Source organism: Paenibacillus sp. P32E, from assembly GCF_001909085.1.
Classification (GTDB): Bacteria; Bacillota; Bacilli; order Paenibacillales; family Paenibacillaceae; genus Paenibacillus_AQ; species Paenibacillus_AQ helianthi.
This window is the reverse complement of sequence record NZ_LVYY01000013.1, coordinates 74,685-99,114: the sequence shown is the minus strand read 5'-3', so window position 1 is coordinate 99,114 and position 24,430 is coordinate 74,685. Positions and strand designations below refer to the sequence as shown.

The window sequence follows — 24,430 nt, the reverse complement described above, 5'->3', positions numbered from 1 at the left end:
ACTCTTGATATCACCTAAAGGAGCCAAAAGTGCGGAATTAGTTTCAAATGTAATGAAAGGGTGAATGTAATGGAACATAAAAAAATTTACATGGGATCAATTTTAATTATTATGTTATTTCTTTTTATAGGATATGACTCAAATGATAATGTAGTTTCTGCAGAAAATACCAAGAGTCAAGAATTAAAATATTTTTATGACCAGAATCGAATTGACTATATTTATTCGGAAGATGATTCATATGTGGATTTCTACTATGATCGGAACGGAAACCAGATAAAAAAAATACAAAGAGAGGCTGAAGGCTTTGAAAAGGGAGACATTACGAAAACCAGTTATATTCCATTAATGGGTACACTATCCATGGCCCAAGAGTCAAACAAAGTCATAAATGGGGCATATTCCGCATACGGAGTCGGGGCAAAGGATGTGGAATGGACCGTATTCATGATTTCAAATATGAATAAAGTCAAGCTAGAACCAAATACGTCATACAGCGTAACCTTCAACTATAGAGTAGTAGATACACCTGCAAGTGGAGGATATTTTGACTTTTTCGTAAGAACACTCACAGGTGGAAATAAGGATGTGGGATGGGCTACATGGAATGAAGCGCTTGGAAGTAAAGGAAGTAAGCGAGTAGAGTTTGTAACCGGTGCATATAGTGATTATTTTCTAAACTTTGGGATGCACTATGGTGGGGCTATTTCTATAGATGATATTAAAATAACTAAGGAAGGGGAATCGTTTGAAAAAGGAGACATTACAACAACCAGTTATATTCCATTAATAGGTACACTATCCATGGCCCAAGAGTCAAGTAAAGTCGTAAATGGGGCATATTCCGCATACGGAGTCGGGGCAAAGGATGTGGAATGGACCGTATTCATGATTTCAAATATGAATAAAGTCAAGCTAGAACCAAATACGTCATACAGCGTAACCTTCAACTATAAAGTAGTAGATACACCTGCAAGTGGAGGGTATTTTGACTTTTTCGTAAGAACTCTCACAGGTGGAAATAAGGATGTAGGGTGGGCCAAATGGAATGAAGCGATTGGAACTAGAGGAAGTAAGCGAGTAGAGTTTGTAACCGGTGCATATAGTGATTATTTTCTAAACTTTGGGATGCATTATGGTGGGGCTATTTCTATAGATGATATTAAAATAACTAAGGAAGGGGAATCGTTTGAAAAAGGAGACATTACGACAACCAGCTATATTCCATTAATAGGTACACTATCCATGACCCAAGATTCAAGTAAAGTCGTAAATGGGGCATATTCCGCATATGGAGTCGGGGCAAAGGATGTCGATTGGACAGTATTTATGATTTCGAATATGAATAAAATTAAGCTAGAACCAAATACGTCATACAGCGTATCGTTCAACTACAAAGTAATTGATACACCTGCAAGTGGAGGATATTTTGACTTTTTCGTAAGAACACTCACAGGTGGAAATAAGGATGTGGGGTGGGCTACATGGAATGAAGCAATTGGAACTAGAGGAAGTAAGCGAGTAGAGTTTGTAACCGGTGCATATAGTGATTATTTTCTAAACTTTGGGATGCATTATGGTGGGGCTATTTCTATAGATGATATTAAAATAACTAAGGAAGGGGAATCGTTTGAAAAAGGAGACATTACAACAACCAGCTATACTCCATTAATAGGTACACTGTCTATAACCCAAGAGTCAAACAAAGTCGTAAATGGGGCATATTCTGCATATGGAGTCGGGGCAAAGAATGTGGATTGGACAGTATTTATGATTTCGAATATGAATAAAATCAAGCTAGAACCAAATACGTCATACAGCGTAACCTTCAACTACAAAGTAATTGATACACCTGCGAGTGGAGGATATTTTGACTTTTTCGTAAGAACACTCACAGGTGGAAATAAGGATGTGGGGTGGGCTACATGGAATGAAGCGATTGGAACTAGAGGAAGTAAGCGAGTAGAGTTTGTAACCGGTGCATATAGTGATTATTTTCTAAACTTTGGGATGCATTATGGTGGGGCTATTTCTATAGATGATATTAAGATTTCGATGCAGTAACAACTATCATTGAATAGTGGAATTAGAAGAGCGAAATCAACGAACGATAGAGTAAACATTAGAAAATGGAGATTTTCAATTTTACCTTTCTACAAAGTGATCCTAGAAGGCGTTGCTCAAATGGTTAACGTAGCTCAAACCTTAATTCATACTTCGATATACGACAAGACGTACACTCGTTCATATGGTAGGGTGTACGTGATAATTGACAGGTTTATGACGTGACTCAGACCTTGCTAATCAATTCAATTCTAGGAGAAATGGAGAAATGATCAAATTGAAATTAATAAGCAGGGCATCTCTACTGGTTACTTCCCTTATACTGATTTTTTATTTTTTAGGAGCTTTTGTGGATGAACTATATCCAAGCATTAATCGTACAGCCTCAGCAGCGGAGGTCAATGGTTTAAAAGGGGAGTACTACGACAATCCGGATCTCACTGGACTTAAACTCACACGCACAGATGCCAGTATTAATTTTAATTGGGGTGAAGGTTCTCCGAGTACCACAATAGGTGAAGATACATTTTCAGTAAGATGGGCCGGCACCATTAAACCCAAATATAGTGAGATCTACACGTTTTATTTCGCTGCAGATGATGGTGTTAGGCTGTGGGTAGATGGTCGATTATTAATTGATAAATGGGAGCCACAGGCTAGCGAATTAACAAGTCTACCAATAGCACTTACCAGTGGGAAAGATCATGATATCCGAATAGAGTATTTCGAAAATGGAGGTGGAGCAACAGCAATATTGCAGTGGTCAAGTACTAGCCAAACTAAGCAGGTTGTTCCGCAAACTCAGTTATTCCCACCAGTGGAAACAATGGGGGGTGGTTTAAAGGGTGAGTACTTTAACAACGCGGACCTAAGCGGGCTCAAGCTGACACGAAGTGATGCGACTGTTAATTTCAACTGGGTTTTAGGTTCCCCAGAAGGTTCTATTGGGGTGGACACGTTCTCCGTAAGATGGACAGGTACCCTAAAACCCAAATATAGTGAAAGTTACACCTTTTACATAAGTGCAGATGACGGTGTCAGACTGTGGATAGACGGTAAGCTGTTGATCGATAAGTGGGTAACGCAGGCAAGTGAACTAACAAGTCAACCGATTACACTGACTGCTGGACAAAACTATGATATCCGAATGGAATACTTTGAAAATGGTGGTGGCGCAAGAGCCATATTACAGTGGTCGAGCGCCAGTCAGGTTAAGCAGGTAGTACCCCAAAGTCAATTGTACTTGCCTGCGGAAGTTCAGGGAGTAGGTCTGAAAGGGGAGTATTATGACACTCTGGGTTTGAATGGATTAATGCTTACACGTACAGATCCTAGCGTTAATTTTAATTGGGTAGTTGCTTCTCCGAACAGCTTGATAGAGCCAGATACCTTTTCTGTTCGGTGGACTGGAACAATAAAGCCAAAGTATAGCGAGACCTATACATTTTATTTAACTGCAGATGATGGGGTACGTTTATGGGTCGATGGCAAACTAATTCTCAATCGGTGGGTGAATCAAGCAGGTCAATTTCAAAGCAGTAACATTCAACTCATTGCAGGAAATCAGTATGATATTCAGATTGAGTATTTTGAGAATCTGAGTGGAGCAGCCATTGGACTTTTGTGGGAAAGTCCTACCCAAAGGACAAGCAGGGGGTAGAACATCCCAATTAAAGGCACCATCGCCTACGATGATTCCATCTATCCAGAGCTTCATCAGATGCTAATAGTCACCACCGGAGACGCAATCTACTTCAGAGTCAATAATAATAGCGAAAGCAGCTGTGGAGGGATAAGTTGAGTCCTGTGATCATGTATTTAGATTAATATGTACAAACCAACCCTAAGGAGAGATTTTTTTGATAAAGCGTACAGCATATAAACTTTGCCTCATCCTCTTAATAGTATGTCTACTTACACCGGGCTACACGGGTAATGTATTGGCTGCAACGGATACGAGTAAAACATTAACAGCCGCTAAACCAAAAGATGTGGTACAGCCGTCACCTACGCCGTGGAATCCGAACACCGTACAGAAAGTGTTGGAACAACCCGTGCCGACACCGACACCGAGACCGACACCGAATATGCTTTCGGTTCCTGAAGTCGTTTATTCGGAAGCTAAGAGTCAGTTGCCGGATGGACTGATCCTTACCCCCGAAGAGGCTGCGGCTTATTCGACACGCCTTTCTACTGAAGATAGCGAACAAGCACGTATCAATGCGATCAAGGCTAAATATGCAAAACCAAGCCTGAAAATGAAAAGAGTTGTTGCTGAGCCGCTCCTTAGTAAAAAGGACATTCGTGAGCTGATGATCCAAGGCGCAAAAATTGAAGATATCTACGAAATTGCTTATTTAAGTGCTGAAACCGGTCTCGATCCCTTCGAACTGCTAGCGCTCTATACGAAAAGAGGAATAAGCTGGGATGAACTTCGGCAGAACCTGAAGGCGAAAGGTGGGTCCACCAGTGTTACAGAGGAAGCTTACGGGGTGACGGATAATGTCTACTCGAAGCTGGAAGATCTTATTATCAATCCAACTTCTTCCTTAGCTGCTCTTTCCACGAAAAGTGTATCGACGCTGGACATGGCAATTACCAGTGTGATCGACGATTTTAAAATGGAAGCCATCAACCAAGTCGGTAAACCGCAATTTTCTGACCGGAGCCTAAGTAGTGAAAGTGTAGACCCCGCTTCCGGTACTTTGACTTGGAAGGATACGCAGATCAGTTTGCCCGGAAGAGATGGCCTGGATTTGAACATTGGCGTTATGTACGATTCCAATGATTCCGAATTCATTAGTGATTCTAATATCCCAAATCTAAACCGTAACGTTCAATACGATTTAGGTACAGGGTGGAGTTTCCAGTTCCCCTCCATTACTTCTGAATATTACCATGATGGGGAAGGCGGCACATATAAATATTTCACGGATGCGATCCATGGTATGGAGGGAGGCTTTTACCAATACAAAGGCAAGGACAAGCGTATTTTTTTAGATAATGGTTCGTTCAACAACGGAGATTTTTTGTCTAACACATATGTTGAATATGCGAATGGAAAAAGAGAATATTTCGGAGAGCCTGGTCTATTGGGAATAGTGGATCGTTTCGGAAACACCATTACTTTTAAATATGGATTGTATTGGCATACGGATAACTGGCAGTCCAAATATTTGATAACCCAGATTATTGACAGCGTTGGGCGAGTCGTTGATTTTAATTATGACTGGATTAATTCTAGGAAAGCTGAAGCCAATATAGATCTTCCAGATGAGAATTTGACGATTACTGTAAAAGATCTGAACAATACGGTTAGTCAGAAGGTAGTATATACTCGTGCTAGAGTAGGGTATTGGTATAAAAAATATTTGGGAATCATTGACGGTGTGGATAAATTTTATGGAGAATGGGAAGAAAGAACCTCACCGGAGCTCAAATACATCACATTGCAAAACGGGGAACAGCTTAAGTTCAATTATGTTCGTGAAGATTATGTATATAACACCAAATTCAAGCCGGAAAAGCTGGATATCAAACAGAATTACAGCTATGAAGCTGGAAACGAATTGCTATCCTCGATTGAATATCCGCATTCCCGTACGGTCTATGAGATGGGGTATCAAGCAAGAAATATGGGTCCCTATGGAAGCATTGATACTCCCATTGTCAAAACAAGATATGACCAAGTGCTTAAATCCGGTGGGTATAGCGGAAGATACAACGAAACAACTTACAGTTACAACGGTAGTTATGACGGCTACACAACATATTACGGACCTGATTTAGTCCCGGCGTCGCACACCTACTCCAGCGTTATGCATAACGTTTCTGACAATTTAAATGTCACCCGAACCTTTAATGGCAAAGGGCAATTCCTGTCTGCAGTGAGTCAAGCAGCGAATGGTGAAAGAAAGGTGGAAAAAAATACGGTATTCCACTCCGTGATTACTCAGTTGCCCACAGCAACAGAGACTTGGGAGTATGGGCCGGGTGACACGGACAGCACAGCGAACAAGCTGTACAGCGAAACCAGTTATGATGATTGGGGGAATGTCTTAACAGCCACTCGCCCCATGCTGGACAACCAGTGGAATAATCCTACGTTGAAAGCGAAAAATACGACTGCCTATACCTATGAGCCTAATTATCATTTGCTGAATTCGAAATCATGGTATGCCAGTGAAAGTGATCCATCCGCCTTATCCGAGAGTTATTCATATAATGGACAAGGACGTGTATTAAGAACCACGAATGCGGCGGGGGAAACGACGAGCTTTACGTATGAAAATGCACCGGACGGGACCAAACGATTGTATAAGACGACTGCCGAGAAAACATCGGGCGGGAAAACGGTCACCAAAAGTGTCGTTACCTACGGGGTCGAAACGCAGTATGCCTATCCAACCGTTGAAGAGGCTTATTCAAATATTGGACAATCCAATCAGCAGATCGTCAAAACATCGACGGCGTATGATATGGGGACTGGCAGAGTAATTGAAAAGCGGGACGGGAATCAAAATGCAACACTCTATGCCTACGATGCAGCAGGCCGTCTGAAAAAAGAAACGCAACCCAACCGAACCAATGCAAAGGGAGAACTCTATAGTGAGGTGACCGATTACAACTACTATAATCAGACCTCCGGCAACTTTGATTCCGTAAATACAGGAACAGAGGTCTTAAAAGTGGACTCCATTCACACGCTCACCAACCTGTCCAACCAGAATGCGGTCAAGACTTATGCCAATGTGCTGTATAACGGGCTGGGACTCACGCTGTTGGAAGAGCACTTTGATGAGAACACAGGGAAATGGGTATTTACTCAATATCATTATGACGATCAGGGTCGACCGGTATACTCTATAGATCCGGCTGCAAACACCTTAACTGTTAGCTATGATGCCTGGGGCAGACAGAACCGGGCGACGAATGCGAACGGGGATCTCATCGTGAATGACTATTCCCTTAAAGCGCGCACAAGTACAAGCTACATCCAAGATAAGTCCACGGGTGAGAAGCTGAACTATGTTCAGGACAGCTATGATGCTTGGGGGAATAAAATATCGGCCTCCACCTACAAAGATTGGCCAACGAATAGCAACAAGATTACAGAATCCTATCGCTATAATATTTCGGGCAATGTCACAGGCTATACAGATCCCAATCAAAACCTGAACGAGGACGGGGTTACCACCACCTACGCTTACGATGTCTTAGGCCGGTTAGCTGCCGTCAAAGATGCACTCAACCAAACCACAAGCTACAGCTATGATGGGAATGGGCTGTTATCCAAGGTGACCATTCAAGCGAAGAACGGTACACCGCAAACGCTGAATACGAAGACGTATAATGAACTTGGCCTACCGACCGTGAAACAGGATGGAGCTTCACAAAGTGAAAGCTATACCTACAACACCTTAGGCCAATTGGCCGCTAAAACAGACCGCAATGGCAGCACGTTTGGTTATACGTATGACGAAAGCGGGCAACTGAAAAAGAGTACCATCCGCGGGATGATCAACAACGTGGCGCAAACGCAGGAAACGAATGTGATTTTCGGCGATGGCACCCCGAAGCAGCAAACGATCCAAACGCTCATGAACAATGCGGTCACGGCAACCCAAACACAGACGCTGGATAGTCTGGGCCAAGTGCGTAATAGGTACTCGTTGGCTGGAGATCACTCCGCGAACATCGGGAATCAGTTAGATGTCGTGGGAAGAATGACACAGATCAATGACAGCTATATGGGCTTTTACTCGAATTATCAGTATGATAAGCAGCGATTGGATAAGGTACAGACTAACGGGAGTTCGACACTCACAAGTGCCGCTTCCACCAATGTGCAGTATAGCTACTTCGCGAATAACTTAGTTAATACCATTGCGTACCCTACTCTTATAGACGGAAGTAAAATAGTAACAACATATACGTACAATAAAGCACTGGGCTGGATTGAGAGTATGACGAATACGAAAAGGAGTTCCGTGCTTTCAGGGTATAGCTATAGCTATGACAACAATGGAAATCAGATAACGGTGAGTGAGTCGCGCAACGACGGCGCAGCGCAAACGACAAGTTATGGGTACGACTCACTGAACCGTCTCGTGTCGATTACGCGTCCAGATGGCGGGAAAACGACCTATACCTATGATGTGCGAGGCAATCGGCAAACCATATCCGACACCAGCAATGTGAGTCTGGACACAGTGGATACGGGCTACACCTATGATTTGCAGAATACGTTAACCTCGGTGACTAAGGGAGCGAGTGCGACCAGCTTCAAGTATTACGCGGATGGTATGCGTTATCTGAAGACGAATGGCAATACACAGACCCAGGTGAACTATAATTTCCAGGGTCAAGTCATCTCCGAAGAGAAGATCGTCAGTGGCGTGTATACAGAACAAGCGAACTTTGTCCGGGGTGACAGGGTGCTAGTGAAGAAGGACAAGAAGGCGTCGAAGGATTACTATTACCTGTATAATGGTCATGGTGATGTGGTGCAGATGGTCGATACGAGTGGAGCGGTGGTCAATAATTATACCTACGATGAGTGGGGGAACATCACCAGCCAGTTGGAGGGAACTTCGAACTCATTTAAGTACACCGGGGAAGTATACGATGCTGAAACTGGACTGTACTATCTGCGTGCACGGTACTATGATCCGAGTATGGGGCGGTTTTTAAATGAGGATACGGTTGAGGGGCAGATTGATAATCCGCTGAGTCAGAATTTGTATACGTATGTGCATAATAATCCATTGATTTATTCAGACCCAAGTGGTCACATGATGACTAGAGGGGCTGACAGTATTGGTTCAGATGGAGGTTCAAGTGGCGATGGTTTAGAGTTCGTACATTTCTCTGATATGAATCAGATTGAGCTAACCCAGATCATGGGAGACGAAAGGTATTCCAGTGGTGTAAGAAGCGCAGCCGCAGCTGAGTTTGTAAAAAGAAATTTCATGCTTGTGGAAAATGGCGCTGTTAAAGCCGCTTCAGGTATCAAAGCATTAATTAATAGTGCAAAAAAAGCATTGAAAGCAGAGGATGTTGTTAAGGCGACGAGTAAAACTGGAACTGTATGGGATAGCATCAAAGCCACTCAATCTGCTTATGAGGGGACATCAATTCCGAAATCATTTAATATTAAAGTCGGTGATCAAGATTTTTGGGTCAATCCGAATGGTACAAAACATATGCTTGAGTATATAACAAGCGGAGGAAAGAATATTGGAACAACAACCTCTTCAGTTAGTAGTCAATCGATTTTGACAGAATTCCAAAGTGCGTTCACTGAAGCCATCAAAAATAACGGGGTTGTTTTTGATAAAATGATACGAGGTGGTAACTGGGAATTTATGCTTTCAGCCCCACGAGAACCCGGGTTAAATGTTGTTGTGAAGCATGCTAGGTATAACCCTTAATAATAAATTGTTAATTGGAGGAAAATATGAATTTACTCAGATTATGTGAGATAGCAGAGAGTAGAGGATGTCAAATTGAGATAGACTATTATGTTCCTTTTAGTGCCCAAATTGGAGATTGTTATGATTTAGTAAATGAAAATATTGTGTACTGGAGAACGGGGGATATAGAAAGTTCATTAATAGAGTTTGGGATAGGTTCTAATACAGGAGTACTGAAAAAAGTGACGTTAACAGCAGTTGGAAATGCGGTATTGAGTGATGTAATCATAAAAAATAATAAGATTGAGGATGGTACTTCTGTTTTTGATAATAGTATTATTCCTCAAAAAGGGATATATGATTATATTAAAGATTTTCAAGTATTCTTGGGTAAAAGTACAATTACAGCTATTATTGGGAAAATAGATGAATGCAATCAGATAGTTAGGCTTGGCAGAATGAATATTGGGTTCGATTATGAGAAGTATGTAACTCATGTTTCCATTAATAATTTAACAATAGAGGAACATAAGGATTTGAAGGAATCATTGAAATTATAGGATCGTAATGCTGTTAGAAGAAAGTTATGAACTAGGTTGAGAAAATAAAGTAATAGACTAACTGCTCTCCAACAGCGCTAAAACCTAGCTGGGGGATGTAGTGTTTGATTAAAAACTTATTCTCGATTTTCTAACCACATGGGAGCGCCCCATGTGGTTTTTCTTCTGCCTCATGGCACATATCCCCCCCCATTGGTAATATATAGTTGCAATATACAGTTGGAATGTATATAGTATGACTATACAGTTGAACTATACAGTGGCTTGCCACATGTACAGTTTGATATCCAAAGGAGAAGAGATATGGGGAGAGACAAATATCTGCCGCTTACGGAAACGGTCTATTATATCCTGCTCGCCCTGCATGAGCCGGCGCACGGGTATTTGATCCTGCAAAAGGTTGAAGAGCTTAGTGGAGGACAGGTAAGAATGGCTGCGGGCACGCTATATGGTGCGATTGAGAATCTGATTAAGCTTAGATTCATTGAACCTGTCGGCACGGTAGATAACCGGCGCAAGGTCTATGTGATTACAGAAGAAGGGCGGGCGGTCATGTTCCGGGACTATGAACGGATGAATCACATGATGGAGATCACGCGAAGAATTTGGAACTCAGACGGGAGGGAACCTCATGCGGAAATGTAAGTGTTTTACGAATTTAGAACATGAAGAGAAATGGCTGAATGATATGGCTGGGCGGGGCTGGCGATTTGTCAGAAAATCTTTGTTCAGCTACGAATTTCACGAAGCCGTACCGGAGGTTGGCCGAATAAAGATTGATTACCGTGCTTTTGTCAAGAAAGAGGATTTCGAGGATTATCGTGCCCTCTTCGAGGATAGCGGCTGGAAGCACATCCAGGGTTCGAAAAGTTCGGGATATCAGTATTTTAAGATGGTGAATGATCAGGGAAGCGAGGATATTTTTTCGGATGCCGATTCCAAAGCCGGGCGGTATAAACGTTTGTCAGAGATGTGGTTCTCGATTTCCTTGTCTTTTTTTCCGATTATTGTAGCACTGATGTCTACAGGTACTCTCAAGCCGGCGGCTCTGCTCGATCCCGAAGCCCTCTATTTGACCCCTGGGTTATGGGAGAAGACTGGAGTTGGGTTTTGGCGGGCCTTTCTGTTCGAAACGCCGTTTGCACTTCTTCGGGGATTGAGCGCTTGGCTCCTGCCCCTGGTGATTATGCTCTATCTGATCTTCGCCTTCAAGGCGAACCGGCAATATAAGCGATCTCAGGGAGAGAGCCTGTCCGATTAACGAGTGGGGTTATGCTGCATACCCGCTAAAAATATATTTCATTGAAATTACAGCTTATGGGAAAAACACTTGACACAGATATGATAAAATTAGTGAAATAGCGTTTTTTTGCTCATATTCTAGCTTATTATTATCGGAGGAAAGACATGTACCAGTACAACGACCGGGAATTTGTGGATGTCCGTTTTGACGGGCATGATTTACGTTATGGCGAGCTGATCCGCTGCACATTTACTAACTGCACCTTCATGAACACCTCATTGGAAGAAATCGATACCACCCATTGCCGTTTTATCGAATGTGATTTTAAAGGCGCAGCCCTGAATGCCTCGATCCACACCGAATCTGCGTTCGAAAATTGTAAATTCAGCGGTGCGAATCTCTTTGTAAGCAAGTTCATCTCCTGCAAAATGACCGGTTCTGATTTCGCGGGCGCTCAGATGGATGGCATTACACTAAGCGGGGGAGACTGGTCCTACACCAATCTGAGGTATACCAAGCTTGGCAAGCAGGATTTGCGGGGCATCCGTTTTTTTGAAGCGGATCTGTCGGAGAGTGATTTGGCCAAGGCTGACCTGAGAGACTGTGATCTGACAAGAGCCATGCTGGGCAAAGCCATCCTGACCGGGGCTGATCTGCGGGGGGCTAAGCTGGAAGGTGTGGATATGAAAGCGCTGATGGTAAAAGGAGTGCGGATGGACAGGGAGCAAGCCGTTGTGTTCCTGCGTTCCTATGGTGCGAAGGTGGATTAAGTTCAGCAAAGCGTATGAAAAGTCAGCAATCGGATAGGATGTACACAGAGCGGAGGCCTTGGTGGCCTCCGCTTATTCGTGTGCCGTGAAATGGCTCAAGTTGTATTTCTACAAATCCCTTTTATTGAAAAAAACATAAGTCACGGCGACAAGCACCACAATGAGCGCTGCCGACAGAAGCACGAAAACGACATCCAATCCTCCGCCATACATCACATTTTTGGCTTCAAAATACTTAAACGGTGTGATGTATTTCAGGCTTGCAAGCCTGTCGTTCAAGTCGATCGCAATCGACAATACAAAGGTGAGCAAAAGAATTCCTGTGGCAAGGGATGCGGCGGCCTTGGATTTTTTTTGCACAGCTGCAGTTGCCGTTCCGATGGACATGAACAGGAGCTGTAGAATAAACATGGCAAGCATGGTCATGGTGATATCCCCAGCAACGGGCTCCCCCTTGCTGTACTTTCCTACAATAAGTAGAGAAGCCCATAAAGTAACCAGATTAAATATAATGATATTGACTAAGGCTGCCAATAATTTGGAGGTGATGATGTGATGTCTGGAAACCGGCTTAACAAATAGAAATTCCGAGGTTTTATCCCGCTCTTCCTTAGAGATGATATTCGCCCCCAGCATGGCGGCATGAATCGTGGCCATCAATAGCAAATAGACGAATAACATTCCGTAATATCCGCTGGCTGTATTCAGATCCAGGTTTCCAATCCCTAATATCGCCTGCAGTGATTTGGGCATGTCCGCCATCATCTGGCCCATGGACTGTCCGGAGGCGGATAACCCCGCGTATTTACCCATGCCGGAGGCTACCATGAGGAACACACCGATGCTCCAGAAGATTAAAGATTTCCGGTACGATTTCATTTCTCTCCAAAATATATTCACAAATGATCCCCCCTTTTACACCGCATGAATATCTTTTTTGGCATACACGTAGTAGCTGGCTGAGATGGCAATCCCAATAATAACGGCCCCGGTGATTACATAGGAGAGCTCGTATCCTGAATGTTTTAGGATTTCGGACGGATCAAAATATTTAAAGGGGGACAGGTAGCGCAGGCTGGCATCCCCGGTTGTTGCTCCGATCATCCCGATAAAGTAAAAGGAAAAGACTGTAGCCAGTGAAACCGTCAGCACCGATTTGATCTTGCGGATCATGACCGACATCACGATTCCGATGGCCAGAAAGAGTAGCTGAACCCACAAGATGCTTAAGCTGAGCAGGAGAAACATCTTCAAGCTATAATCCTCCACCTTCACCTGTGAAGCCATCCCATAGGCCGCCGCTCCATAAATAATATTGGTAATGACTAAGGACACGAATGCTGCCATCAGCTTCGCCGTAATAACCGTTGTACGTGTAACCGGCTTGGTTAACAGGAAATCCGCTGTTTTCTCCCGGACTTCTTTAGATACAATCGAAGTGCCCAGATTCATAGCCTGGATGGCTCCGACCAGAACGATGAACGTCAAAGAATACGTATAGAAGCCCATAATCGTAAAGAGATTGTTCAAATCGAGCCCGATTGCTTTTCTTAATGATTCGGGATAGCCTTCAAGCAGCTTCGTGAATTCCCCGGCATCTTTGTGGAAAGAAGGGAATAGGGACATGAACAGCACCATGATTGCGATTAAAGAAAGTAACCAGATGATCGTGGATTTCCGGTAAGCCTTCAGTTCGTGCAGGAAAATATTCATCAGTGCTCTAATCCTCCTTTACATAGTAGTGCATAAAGATCTCCTCCAGATCCGGCTCCTCGATCCATACATTGGTGATGTCCGTTTCTGCTATTTTTTGGAGCACCCCATTGAGGTTGCCCCGGAACAGAAAGTGAACCAGGTGATCCTTAACCTCTAATTGACTGACGCCCGGCAGATCGAAGTACTCCTTATCGAGTGCTGTTTTCGTGTGGATTTTGAATTTTTTATAGTTGTTTTCCTGTAAGGTGCTGATCTTTTCGACCGTAACGATAGCCCCTTCTTTGATGATCGCAACGCGGCTACAGAGTCTTTGAACTTCACTGAGAATATGGGATGAGAATAAAACCGTTGCGCCTTTTTGGTTCTCCGTTTCCAGCAGTTCAAAGAATTTCTGCTGCATAAGCGGGTCCAGGCCGCTGGTAGGCTCATCCAGGATGATCAGCTTGGGCTCGTGGAGCAGCCCTTGGACAATCCCCACCTTTTTTTTGTTGCCGAGCGACAAATCATCAATTTTCTTCGTCAAGTCAAGGTCCATGATTTCCGCCAATTCCTTGATTCGTTTCGTACAGTCCTTTTTGTAGAAGCTGGCCGAATACTTCAAGAGATCGAACACCTTCATATTGTCATAATAAAAGACTTCCGAAGGCAGATACCCGATTTCCTTTTTGATGTCAGGAGCGAATTCAATGCAATCCTTGCCGAAAATCTTGGCGTTGCCGCTAGTCGGGTAAATCAGGGACAGCAAGGTTCGGATCGTAGTCGATTTTCCCGCACCGTTTGGCCCGATGAATCCGAATATCTCCCCCTCTTCTACATTAAAGCTGATATCCGTGATGCCTCTGGACTTACCGTACGTTTTGGTCAGATGATTAATTTCAATCACATTCATGGCAGAACCTCCCGGAACTATTGATAAAAAGAATGTCTAAGCATCTCACTGTAGACGTCGAGCTCGGCAATGATATCCTCTAGCTGAATTTGACTCACAGGTACTGAAGCCGTCTGCGCCTGCAATCGGTAGGCGAACCCTTCCATAGTCCAATAGATAATGTTTACCGCTTTTTCGATATCGATTCCCTCTTTGAACGGGGTGAGGTCAATATCACCGAACAAATCTTTATAGCCCTTGTTCAAAAACTCTTTTTTCCGGTTCTCTAAATCGGGCTTCACCTCACTGGAATCCTCAGGATACACTCTTTTTATGAATTCAAAGGCATTCGGGTATTTCTGAAATAATCCAAATTTAAGGATTGCCACATTCCTGTATTTGATAAAAATATCACGCTGATCCCAATCGATGTGTGCGTGTATTTCCTCCATTAGCATTTCTATAAAATAATCAAACAAAAATAAGTACAGGTCCTTCTTATTATTAAAATAATGGAACAGCAGACCTTTGGAGATTCCCGCCTGCTTCACGATTTCATTGGTGGAGGCATTCTGGTACCCTTTAAGCGCGAATTCTCGTAAGGCGGCATTTATGATGCGGTCCTGCTTATCCTTACTTAGATTTAGAAACTTGGAGAACAATGGTATCACCTCAGGGGTATCACTATATTAACCATAAGCATCGATCATTCCAATGATATTGACCAATGCGGTCAAATTGATTGTAATTCTCTTGACCGCATTGGTCAATACTGAAAATCTAAAGCATTTTCCTTAACCCCTTAGATCTTTTTTGCGGGGAGCTGTTGTTTTTTGGTGGTCTGGGATTAAGGTGCGATGTGGACAGTCTTGTCGAGCTGCTCAAGGAAGCCGCCGAAAAAAATACCTCCGGCATTATTTTTCTGGCCAATGACGAGATGACATCCGAAGTGATACAGTACCTGAAGCCGTATGCGGACAATTTGCGGATGCCAGTGTTCGAGCTTCCCCGCGAATCCATTATCGTTGAAATCACCAAAGAGATTTCCAGCAAAATATTAGAAGAGGAGAGCAGGACTTCTATCACTGAACATTTGCTTGAGCGGCTGTGCTTCGGGGATGCGGAGTCCGTTCACGAATGGGTGAGCAAGGCAGGATACTACGGCATCGACCTGAGCGGTTATTTGGACCGGATGAATATGGAATGGGACCATTCGTTGATATATGCAGCAGGGACTAGTACACCCTCAACTGCCCAGCGCAAAAAAACTTCTGTTCACCGCTTGTTTTATCACAACGCGTTGAACAGAAGTTTTTTTGGGTTTGCGGCGACTGCATTGTATGCTGAACAAAGGTTGGTAACATATGCGCTCAAGGCTGGTTTCGGTAAGCTTCCGGTGTGAGACCGGTGCTCTTTTTAAACAGACGGAAGAAATATTTCTCATTGTCAAAACCAAGCGCGCCGGCAATGATATATACTTTATCATCCGTAGTTTTTAACAAAGTTTTGGCGTGTTCAATCCGCAGTTTGTTGATGAAATCCGTGAAATTCTCCCCGGTCTTCTCCTTGAACAAAAAGCTTAAATAACTGGAGTTCATAAAAAATAAAGAGGAAACCTTCTCCAAGGTCAGATCCTGCAAATAGTTTCTGTGAATATAAACTTTCACGTTATCGATTACATTCGGTGAAGAATAAGGTGTGCTGTCTTTAAGCAGTTCCGCCAAGTCTGGCAGCACAGCCATGAAATACTGCCGGATTTCCTCCGGGTCAAATGATGTATTAAGTACAGCCTCCATGCTGGAAGAAGTCGTTTGATAGGTAGTAGCCGGAAGACGTAATCCGAGTAATTGTTTGATTTCCGCAGCCAGTTCCTGGCATTGGTGTTTGAGCTGGAATAGTGTGGCACTCGGCAGTTGCATATAAAAAGTAATGAAATCGACGACACTTTCCCTAACCTTAGAGGAATGTCCGGCTTCCAAATAGAACATCAAGTCCCCGGTTTTATTCCATAAAGGCATTTCCGAAGGACAGTCTTCGGCGTTGTAAACGAATATGGAGCCATAATCCATGATCCCCTTGCTGTTCATTGCGCTTAAGCATTCCTTCTGCGCCTGATACAGTTCGGCCATATTGGACTTAGCAGCGCTGAGCCCCGCAAATACTTTATTATAGGGAATGGCACAAAGCGGCTCGAAAAATCTATCGGCGGACTGAATCGCGAAGCTAGCGTCCATTCCTTTATAGGAAACCCGCTCATAAGAAGCGAATACCACGAATAACAAATGTTCGTTCACAGGGTGCGGAACTGAAATGTAATCTTCATGAACGCCACCTTCAAATAGATCCGGATTGATCTGCGTGGAACTATATACGGTCAGCAGAACATAGAAACTTGCAGCCCCGAAACGGTTCATCTGTTCAGAATGAAAAGAAACAGGTTTGCCTGTTTGCTCATCCAAGATGAGATGCAGCAGTTTTTGCTGATCCAATTGGCGAATCATGGCTTCATTTTCACTTTTGGATAATGCAGCCTGTTGCTTGGCGGCACGTTCCGATGCTAACGAATCAATGGCTTTGCGCAGCGCTTGATGGATTTCTTCGCGGCTGAACGGCTTGAGTACATAACTGACTACTCTGGCGGAGATCGCCTCCTGCATGTATTCAAAATCGGAATGTCCGCTGATGACAATGATCTTTTTAAGAGGATATCTCTCCTGCATGACCCGCAGCAAGGATTTGCCATCCATCACCGGCATCCGCATATCGGTCAGAATCAGGTCAGGATCAGTTTGCTCGATGAGCTCCAGCGCATCCTCTCCGTTCTCTGCCTCCCCGAGCAGGACGAGCTCCTGTTCAAAGGACTGGATCTTCTTGATTAGCCCTTTTCGAACGAGGTATTCATCGTCGATCACAATAAAAGTATGCATTTGGATCCGTCCTTTTCTTTAATTTGCCGGGATGGTGATTTTCACTGTGGTACCCAAGCCTTCCAGACTCTCAAAGGTAAGTCCATATCCGGGACCGTAGTACAGCACAATCCGCGAATGGACGTTTTTAATCCCGATGCTCCGTTTATTTCTTTGTCCAAAGCCGCCAAATTCCGGGGGTTCGGCCAGCAGGGCTTGAATCTCGGTAACTTGGGCTGTCGTCATGCCGATCCCGTCGTCGATAATTTCAAACACCAAATCGTGTCCTTCTCTACAGCCGTTCACGGTAATGCTGCCTTTACCTTTTTTATTTTCAAGTCCGTGATAGAGCGCATTCTCCACCAGCGGTTGCAAAATGAGCTTCAGGATTTTACTGCTTTGCACCCGCTCGTCAATTGTCTTGTGAAAAGAGATTTTGTCTCCGTACCGGATTTGCTGGATTGCCATATAATTGTCCACATGCTGCAATTCCTCAGAGGCCGGGACCAGCTCGCTTTCCGTCTTGATACTGTACCGGAACATATCGCCAAGTGCTTTGGTCATAATAGCGATGCTTTCCACTTCTTCAATCTCGGCTATACTGTTAATGGACTCAAGCGTATTGTACAAAAAATGTGAATTGATCTGCGCTTCCAGTGCCTTCATCTGCGAATCCAGGGTCAGGATACGGTTCTGGTAGCTCTCCCGGATGTACAGGTCGATGTCCTGCATCATCTTGTCATATTCCGTGTACAGAATGCCGATCTCATCGTTTCGTTTGTATTTGGCTTTGGAGGGAATGAATTTTTGCGATTTATTTTTGCGCATGGTACGGCTGAGCTCGATAATAGGCCGTGTAATCCATACGGACAGAAGAATGGAAAGGATCAGGAATAGCACACCGCAGGTGGCGGAAATATAAATAATCAGCTTCTGTGAAATGCCGTATTCCTTATACAGCTTGGAGGTCGAAAGATTGGCAATGACTTTCCAGCCGTTGCTGGGGAAGGCTTGTATTACCGTTATATCATCGGAATTATAGTATTTTGCTTGGTCGCCGTTCATGTTTTGGGCCTTGGTCCACAGTTCGGCAGGCAGCGTAGAACCCGCAGGATTCTGGGACCCTTCAAAGAGGAGTGTCCCGTCCTCATTCACCAGATAAATGTTAGACAGGTTCGTTGCCAGATTGCGGTTCAATCCGCTGAAAATGTCCAGACTGCAATCCAGCATAAAGACGCCAAGAAATTCCCCCGTGTTCATATCGTAAACTGCACGAGAGAAGGAAATAGAGGGTTTGGCATTGATGAAGTAAGGCTTTATTTTATTATCCCCGATGTAGAGCTCCCCTTGTTTAGCCAGCGTCTTCTGGTACCAGGTGTCTTGCAGCGGATTATAATCTGCCTTGAGGTCGCTTACCGAACCATAACTGATAAATTTACCATCCGGCGTAAAGAGGTACACACCATTGATATAGTCGTAACCCAGCAGCACATTCTGAAAAATCAGCTTCAGCTTGTTGCGGATCGTATAGATTTCGAAAGAGTCATTTGTCGCCTGGAGCTGCTTCAATTCGTCACTGACGGTTCTATACTCCGTTGAACTGGAGGATTGCTGCTGGAAGGTGATCGAGATCCGCTCAATATTTTGCAGGACGCCCTCAATGCTCTCGACCGCATTTCCAATGGTTGTCGCTGCCACTAAGGAGGTCTGCTTATTCACTAGTTCGGTATAACTCCGGTAGGAGCTAATAGCAATTACAATAATCGGGATAAGGGAAACGGCAAGCAGCACCAGAAACAGTTTGGTTTTGATATTAAAGAATCGCAATCCAATTCTTCCTTCCGCTGAAAACGTTAATGAATGCAATCTAAAAATAGTGCACTCAAATGACCAAAGTAAGTATACCTCCTCTGATAGTAAAATGAAAGCGTAAACAGTAGTGCACTTTATAAACGGAAACGAAAGAGGGGTCTTAATCTATGAAAGCTAGAAAATCACTTTGGGCCGGTCTCACCGCTTTGATTTTATCTGCGTCACTTCTTGGCGGCTGCGGTTCCAGTTCTAACAACGAGCCGGCTGCTTCAAACGGCAACACAGCGGATACAGGCGGTTCCAGCGCTAAACCGGTAACGATTACTTTAATGATGTCAGGGACTAAGGCACCGGACGGTCAGGATTTTGTATTAGACATTCTTCCTAAGCTGGTTAAGGAAAAATTCCCGAATGTAACGCTGGAAACTTCAAAATACCCGGATGAGCAGTATATTACCTCTGTACGTACGAAGCTGGCGGCAGGACAAGGACCCGACATCTTCCTTGTGTTCCCGAGAAATGCATCGCTTGCTGTGAACGATATGGCGAAAGCAGGTTTTACCGCTGATCTGTCTGACCTGACCTTCCTGGACAATATCAGCACCGGCGCGAAGGAAGACATGGCGTATGAAGGGAAACAGTATGCGATTCCATCGGGTATGGATATGCTTGGGGTTTACTATAATCAGGAGTTGTTCAAGCAGGCAGGGATTACCGAGCAGCCCAAGGATTGGCCGTCCTTCCTCGAAGCCTGTCAGAAGCTGAAGGATGCGGGTATTACGCCAATCGTCCTCGGGGATAAAGACCCTTTCTTTATTCAATTCGGGATGTATCAAATTGCGGCGAATACCGTATACCCGGATGACAAAGAGTTTGACACCAAGCTGCAAACCGGAGAGACTTCACTGACTGACCCTAAATGGGTGAAGACGGTTTCCATGTTCAAGGAGCTTTATGATAAGGGATATGTCATTAAAAACTCACTTGGACTAGGAAGCGCTCAAGCAGCCCAAAATTTTATTGACGGCAAAGCTGCAATGGTGTTTGACGGAACCTGGGATTATCCGACACTGACGGCTAAAGGCGCATCTGAGTTCACACGCGGGTTCTTCGCGCTTCCGGCTAACGATGCCGGCAAGCCTACTTATATTGCTGCGGCTACATCCGCCGGTTACGCCGTTAATGCCAAATCGGAGAACATGGATGTGGCCAAGGAGATTTTGAATTACTGGTACGATGGTCAATCCGACTTGTTCAAGGAGTGGGTGAAGTCCAATACTTCCATCAGTGTATACAAAGATGTTCCGCTCAATCATGAACTGTTCAAACCGGTATTCGACGATTACAACAACAACGGAAATTCCGTTTATTTCCCCAATCAGATGTGGATGACGGGCGTCGCTGAAGAAATGGAAGCGAAGTTTGCCAACATTATCGGCGGACAGAAGACGACGCCGGAGGAAGTGACTGCGGCAATGGACAAAAAGTATAAGGAATTGGCAAAGAGCAAGAAATAGACATACAACTTTAAAGGATCACCGGCCATAAGTAATGGCCGGTGCATCCGGGATTAAAAGGGAGATGAGAGAAATGAACCGGACTGTAATGAAAAAAACGATGTACTTTTTTGCCATCCCTGCTTTGGTATTTTACCTGATATTCTGGATCTTTCCGATTCTGAAGCTGTTTCAATACAGTGTTACCGACTATAACGGGTTTTCCACGGATTTTAATTATATCGGCTTGGACAACTTTAAAGACTTGTTCGCAAGCGGAACACTCGGAACCTCGCTGTGGCACACTATATTGTATACAGTTATCAGTGTCGGCTTAGGCAACTTGATTGGATTAGGACTTGCTTTGATGCTCAATATGAATATTCGCGGAAAAGGTTTTTACCGCTCTATCTCTTATATCCCAACCTTGTTCAGTGCAATTGTCGTAGGTTTTATCTGGAGTTATGTGTACATGCCTGATACCGGAATGATTACAACCCTTTTGTCGAAGATAGGCTTTAATACTGAAAATATCAATTTTCTCGGCAATTATTCCACCGCCTTGTACTCGATTATCTTTGTGGAAATCTGGAAGAATATTGGCACGACCATGATTATCTTTCTGGCCGGTCTGCAGACCGTTCCCAAGGATTTGCTGGAAGCGGGTGAAATTGACGGCTGCGGCCCGTGGCGTCTATTGAGAAATATCAAGCTTCCGCTGCTTGCCACTTCGGTGACGATCAATATTACACTTAGCTTAATCAATGGTCTGAAAGCCTTTGACTTCCCTTTCATTATGACCAGCGGCGGTCCCGGAACTTCGACTAACACCCTAATTTTCTCAATTTATAAAATGGCCTTCACGGAGCAAATGTTCGGCAAAGCCTCTGCGCTTGGCATCCTGTCCTTCTTATTTATTATGGTAATCACAGGAATCTTCGTGCTCAATATGAACAAACGGGAGGTGTCGGCATGACGTCGGTAACCAAAAATATGTTTGCATCCGATCCGAAGCGGGAAGAGGTGAGACGGCCAAGCGGCCGGACCTTAGGGAAAAAGGCACTGGTTCAACTGCTGGTTATTGCCGTAATGGTGCTCAATCTGATTCCGCTGGTTATCGCGTTGTCCACCTCGCTGCGTTCCCCGGACAATATGAGCAATCCTGTCAACTTGTTCAATGAATTCTCGCTGTCCAGTTACCGCTCCGCTTTTGAACGGATGCATTTTTCGCAGGCCTTTATGAACAGTCTAGTCCTGACCGGCATTTCCGTGATCGTCGTAGTACTGATTGCTTCGATGGCTGCCTACCCGATGGCCCGGATCAAGAGCAGAACCAGTCAGTTTCTCTATCTGTTCTTTCTTTCGGGACTTGTGGTTCCCGGTCAAATGGTTCTGATTCCGATTGTGCAAATGTTGAACAGCCTGCATATTCCGAGCACGCAATATACACCCATTCTGATGTTCATTACGTGCAGCCTGCCATTCTCCACCTTCCTGTATACCGGGTTTATCCGCAGCGGAGTACCGGAGGAAGTGGAAGAAGCTGCGCATATCGACGGGGCCGGACTGTTTTACCGGTTCTGGAAAGTCGTATTTCCACTGCTGATTCCGGTTACTGTATCGGTTATTATTACGCAGGGCGTATGGATCTGGAATGACTACTTCTTTAATATGATCTTCATTACCAAAGCTTCGCAATCACCGCTGCCGCTGGCAATGCTCGGTTTCATGGGTGACCAGCAGAACCCTACACAGTGGAACGTGCTGTTCGCCGCCTGCATCTTGTGCGCGCTGCCGCTGCTCATCGCATTTACCTTCCTGCAAAAATATTTCGTGGGCGGGCTTACCGTTGGTTCGGTAAAGGGTTGATCTGCTTAGTGATAAATCTAGATTAGGAGGTTGGATGATGTCCCAAGCTATTCAACAGAGTGTAGCAGTGAACATAAAGAAGAATGAAGCTTTTGCCGCAACGGCAGAGCGGCTTATTCCTGAATTATTCTATGAGGTTTGCCGTCCGCAGCATTTGATTAAAGTCATAGCCTCTGAGGAAGCTGTTCATGGCTGGAGAACTGAGGTTGTACAATCGGCCGATGAACTGCCTTCGCTTGCCCTTGGAAAAGGGGATGAGGTCATTTTGGATTTCGGCAAACACCTGGTGGGCAAGTTGTCGCTTCATATTGGGCCGGATGGAAGTCCGCCTGATGCGCCGCTTTTTTTAAAGGTTACCCTGGGAGAAATGCCGGTTGAAATGGGGGAATCCTTTGCCGAATACAAGGGCTGGTTAAGCCGTTCCTGGCTGCAGGAGGAAACCTATCATTTGGATGTATTGCCTCACACACTGCATATGGAACGCCGTTATAGCTTCAGGTATTTGAAACTTCAGGTACTGGACACCTCCGTGAAGTACAAGGTGACCTTCGATGATGTCTCCTGTACAACCGTCACTTCGGCCTCAACTGAAATGATTGTTCCGCTGAAGCATCCAGACGGGGAGCTTGCGCGGATTGACGAGGTCAGCATCAAAACGTTGGAAGACTGCATGCAAGAGGTTTTTGAAGATGGTCCCAAGCGGGACCGCAGACTTTGGCTTGGTGATCTGCGGCTGCAGGCGCTCGCCAATTACGAAACATTCAAAAATTACGATTTGGTCAAACGCTGCCTGTATCTTTTTGCCGCGTATCCAACGGATAAAGGGCTGATTTCGGCTAACCTGTTCATGAAGCCTGTGGTCATTCCCGATGATACGTATCTGTTCGACTATTCGCTCTTTTTTGTTGCTTCGCTGAGTGACTATTATGAAGCTACGCAGGATATGGACACGCTTCGTGAGCTGTGGCCAACCGCATTTCGGCAGATCGAATTGTCGCTGGAACGGTTGGATACGCGTGATATCGTACAAGACGATAACTCGTGGTGGGCATTTATTGATTGGAAGGATCAATTAAGTAAAGTAGCCTCCGCCCAGGCGATTCTAATCTATAATATGAAGTCTGCATTGCAGCTTGCGACAATACTGGAGGATCACAATCAGGAGTTCCTGCAGTTGAGAATTGAACAGCTCACAGCGGCAGCATTGCAATTTCTGTGGAGTGATAAACTGCACTACTTCGTGAGCGGAGAACAACAGCAAATCTCCTGGGCCTCGCAAATCTGGATGATACTGGCCGGTGTAATAGATGAAGCGAAAGGGAAAGAGCTGCTTGTGCGTCTGCTCGAGGAGAAACCCGGTTTATCCTTGTCTACTCCTTATATGATGCATCACTTGATTGAGGCCTTGATCCAGGTGGGCGAGCGGGAAAGAGCAACGCTGGAGATCAAAAAATATTGGGGACAGATGGTTAAAGACGGAGCTGATACCTTCTGGGAGCTGTACGATCCGGAGAACAAAAATTTCTCTCCTTATGGAAGTTACTTAATTAACAGCTATTGTCATGCCTGGAGCTGCACACCGTCTTATTTCATCCGTAAATATCATTTGTAAAAGCAAAAAGGAAATCATGGTTTTGATTATAAAAGCCCCTGTTCATTGCTTGTCTATCACAAGCTCTGGGCGGGGGTTTTTTGGGTGCATCTACCGCAT

The 24,430-nt window shown here is 44.5% G+C and carries 18 protein-coding genes; 12 read left to right on the top strand and 6 right to left on the bottom strand.

Translation table 11 applies throughout. From position 1 onward, the window contains the following. Nucleotides 1-69 precede the first annotated feature (69 nt). The 7 genes from A3848_RS13590 to A3848_RS13560 all read left to right on the top strand — a co-directional run bounded on the left by A3848_RS13590 (nt 70) and on the right by A3848_RS13560 (nt 12,052). The gene (locus A3848_RS13590) at nt 70-2,064 is read left to right on the top strand and encodes a hypothetical protein (RefSeq protein WP_074085480.1); all 1,995 of its coding nucleotides are present in this window, start codon (nt 70-72) and stop codon (nt 2,062-2,064) included. 268 nt (nt 2,065-2,332) lie between these two features. Continuing rightward, nucleotides 2,333-3,724 (top strand): PA14 domain-containing protein, encoded by a 1,392-nt coding sequence (locus A3848_RS13585; protein WP_074085479.1) that lies wholly within the window; start codon nt 2,333-2,335, stop codon nt 3,722-3,724. A gap of 199 nt (nt 3,725-3,923) precedes the next feature. Continuing rightward, entirely contained in the window at nt 3,924-9,497 is a 5,574-nt protein-coding gene (locus tag A3848_RS13580; protein ID WP_143192400.1) for an RHS repeat domain-containing protein, read from the top strand. 26 nt (nt 9,498-9,523) lie between these two features. Continuing rightward, complete coding sequence (locus tag A3848_RS13575) at nt 9,524-10,039, top strand: hypothetical protein (RefSeq protein ID WP_074085477.1); 516 nt, start codon at nt 9,524-9,526, stop codon at nt 10,037-10,039. 303 nt (nt 10,040-10,342) lie between these two features. Then, nucleotides 10,343-10,684, top strand: coding sequence for a PadR family transcriptional regulator (locus A3848_RS13570; protein ID WP_074085476.1), 342 nt, complete (start codon nt 10,343-10,345; stop codon nt 10,682-10,684). After that, the gene (locus tag A3848_RS13565; RefSeq protein ID WP_074085475.1) at nt 10,671-11,300 is read left to right on the top strand and encodes a DUF2812 domain-containing protein; all 630 of its coding nucleotides are present in this window, start codon (nt 10,671-10,673) and stop codon (nt 11,298-11,300) included. The genes A3848_RS13570 and A3848_RS13565 overlap by 14 nt, the downstream gene beginning before the upstream one ends. Before the next feature lie 146 nt (nt 11,301-11,446). Then, on the top strand, nt 11,447-12,052 hold the full coding sequence (locus A3848_RS13560) for a pentapeptide repeat-containing protein (protein ID WP_074085474.1): 606 nt from the start codon (nt 11,447-11,449) through the stop codon (nt 12,050-12,052). A gap of 108 nt (nt 12,053-12,160) precedes the next feature. Here A3848_RS13560 and A3848_RS13555 read toward each other — a convergent pair whose 3' ends face one another. Genes A3848_RS13555 through A3848_RS13540 form a run of 4 tightly spaced genes read right to left on the bottom strand, consistent with a single transcriptional unit; the run spans nt 12,161 to nt 15,307 of the window. Beyond that, entirely contained in the window at nt 12,161-12,952 is a 792-nt protein-coding gene (locus A3848_RS13555) for an ABC transporter permease subunit (RefSeq protein ID WP_074085473.1), read from the bottom strand. A 15-nt stretch (nt 12,953-12,967) separates the two neighbouring features. After that, a complete protein-coding gene (locus A3848_RS13550; RefSeq protein WP_074085472.1) occupies nt 12,968-13,765 on the bottom strand; it encodes an ABC transporter permease subunit in 798 nt (265 codons plus the stop codon). Nucleotides 13,766-13,772: 7 nt separating this feature from the next. Next, on the bottom strand, nt 13,773-14,657 hold the full coding sequence (locus A3848_RS13545) for an ABC transporter ATP-binding protein (RefSeq protein ID WP_074085471.1): 885 nt from the start codon (nt 14,655-14,657) through the stop codon (nt 13,773-13,775). Nucleotides 14,658-14,674: 17 nt separating this feature from the next. Then, nucleotides 14,675-15,307 (bottom strand): TetR/AcrR family transcriptional regulator, encoded by a 633-nt coding sequence (locus tag A3848_RS13540; RefSeq protein ID WP_305953396.1) that lies wholly within the window; start codon nt 15,305-15,307, stop codon nt 14,675-14,677. A gap of 155 nt (nt 15,308-15,462) precedes the next feature. On the opposite strand from A3848_RS13540, the gene A3848_RS13535 reads away from it, so the two are divergent. Next, the gene (locus A3848_RS13535; RefSeq protein ID WP_074085469.1) at nt 15,463-16,038 is read left to right on the top strand and encodes a PucR family transcriptional regulator ligand-binding domain-containing protein; all 576 of its coding nucleotides are present in this window, start codon (nt 15,463-15,465) and stop codon (nt 16,036-16,038) included. Here the strand turns inward: A3848_RS13535 and A3848_RS13530 are convergent. After that, nucleotides 16,007-17,563 (bottom strand): response regulator transcription factor, encoded by a 1,557-nt coding sequence (locus tag A3848_RS13530; protein WP_074085468.1) that lies wholly within the window; start codon nt 17,561-17,563, stop codon nt 16,007-16,009. The genes A3848_RS13535 and A3848_RS13530 overlap by 32 nt on opposite strands. An 18-nt stretch (nt 17,564-17,581) precedes the next feature. Further along, nucleotides 17,582-19,369 (bottom strand): sensor histidine kinase, encoded by a 1,788-nt coding sequence (locus A3848_RS13525; protein WP_074085467.1) that lies wholly within the window; start codon nt 19,367-19,369, stop codon nt 17,582-17,584. A gap of 152 nt (nt 19,370-19,521) precedes the next feature. On the opposite strand from A3848_RS13525, the gene A3848_RS13520 reads away from it, so the two are divergent. The 4 genes from A3848_RS13520 to A3848_RS13505 all read left to right on the top strand — a co-directional run bounded on the left by A3848_RS13520 (nt 19,522) and on the right by A3848_RS13505 (nt 24,331). After that, on the top strand, nt 19,522-20,871 hold the full coding sequence (locus tag A3848_RS13520) for an ABC transporter substrate-binding protein (RefSeq protein ID WP_074085466.1): 1,350 nt from the start codon (nt 19,522-19,524) through the stop codon (nt 20,869-20,871). Between the two features lie 73 nt (nt 20,872-20,944). After that, nucleotides 20,945-21,826, top strand: a complete 882-nt coding sequence (locus A3848_RS13515; protein WP_074085465.1) for a carbohydrate ABC transporter permease — start codon at nt 20,945-20,947, stop codon at nt 21,824-21,826. After that, nucleotides 21,823-22,719, top strand: coding sequence for a carbohydrate ABC transporter permease (locus A3848_RS13510; protein ID WP_143191991.1), 897 nt, complete (start codon nt 21,823-21,825; stop codon nt 22,717-22,719). Before A3848_RS13515 ends, A3848_RS13510 begins: the two co-directional genes overlap by 4 nt. A 37-nt stretch (nt 22,720-22,756) precedes the next feature. Continuing rightward, a complete protein-coding gene (locus A3848_RS13505; protein WP_074085464.1) occupies nt 22,757-24,331 on the top strand; it encodes an alpha-L-rhamnosidase-related protein in 1,575 nt (524 codons plus the stop codon). Nucleotides 24,332-24,430 lie beyond the last annotated feature (99 nt).

Excerpts from the sequence above, each read along its gene's own strand:
- A3848_RS13545 (WP_074085471.1), bottom strand. The coding sequence starts at position 14,657 with ATGAATGTGATTGAAATTAATCATCTGACCAAAACGTACGGTAAGTCC.
- A3848_RS13570 (WP_074085476.1), top strand. The coding sequence starts at position 10,343 with ATGGGGAGAGACAAATATCTGCCGCTTACGGAAACGGTCTATTATATC.
- A3848_RS13530 (WP_074085468.1), bottom strand. The coding sequence starts at position 17,563 with ATGCATACTTTTATTGTGATCGACGATGAATACCTCGTTCGAAAAGGG.
- A3848_RS13590 (WP_074085480.1), top strand. The coding sequence starts at position 70 with ATGGAACATAAAAAAATTTACATGGGATCAATTTTAATTATTATGTTA.
- A3848_RS13585 (WP_074085479.1), top strand. The coding sequence starts at position 2,333 with ATGATCAAATTGAAATTAATAAGCAGGGCATCTCTACTGGTTACTTCC.
- A3848_RS13575 (WP_074085477.1), top strand. The coding sequence starts at position 9,524 with ATGAATTTACTCAGATTATGTGAGATAGCAGAGAGTAGAGGATGTCAA.
- A3848_RS13520 (WP_074085466.1), top strand. The coding sequence starts at position 19,522 with ATGAAAGCTAGAAAATCACTTTGGGCCGGTCTCACCGCTTTGATTTTA.
- A3848_RS13505 (WP_074085464.1), top strand. The coding sequence starts at position 22,757 with ATGTCCCAAGCTATTCAACAGAGTGTAGCAGTGAACATAAAGAAGAAT.
- A3848_RS13560 (WP_074085474.1), top strand. The coding sequence starts at position 11,447 with ATGTACCAGTACAACGACCGGGAATTTGTGGATGTCCGTTTTGACGGG.
- A3848_RS13550 (WP_074085472.1), bottom strand. The coding sequence starts at position 13,765 with ATGAATATTTTCCTGCACGAACTGAAGGCTTACCGGAAATCCACGATC.
- A3848_RS13515 (WP_074085465.1), top strand. The coding sequence starts at position 20,945 with ATGAACCGGACTGTAATGAAAAAAACGATGTACTTTTTTGCCATCCCT.
- A3848_RS13565 (WP_074085475.1), top strand. The coding sequence starts at position 10,671 with ATGCGGAAATGTAAGTGTTTTACGAATTTAGAACATGAAGAGAAATGG.
- A3848_RS13510 (WP_143191991.1), top strand. The coding sequence starts at position 21,823 with ATGACGTCGGTAACCAAAAATATGTTTGCATCCGATCCGAAGCGGGAA.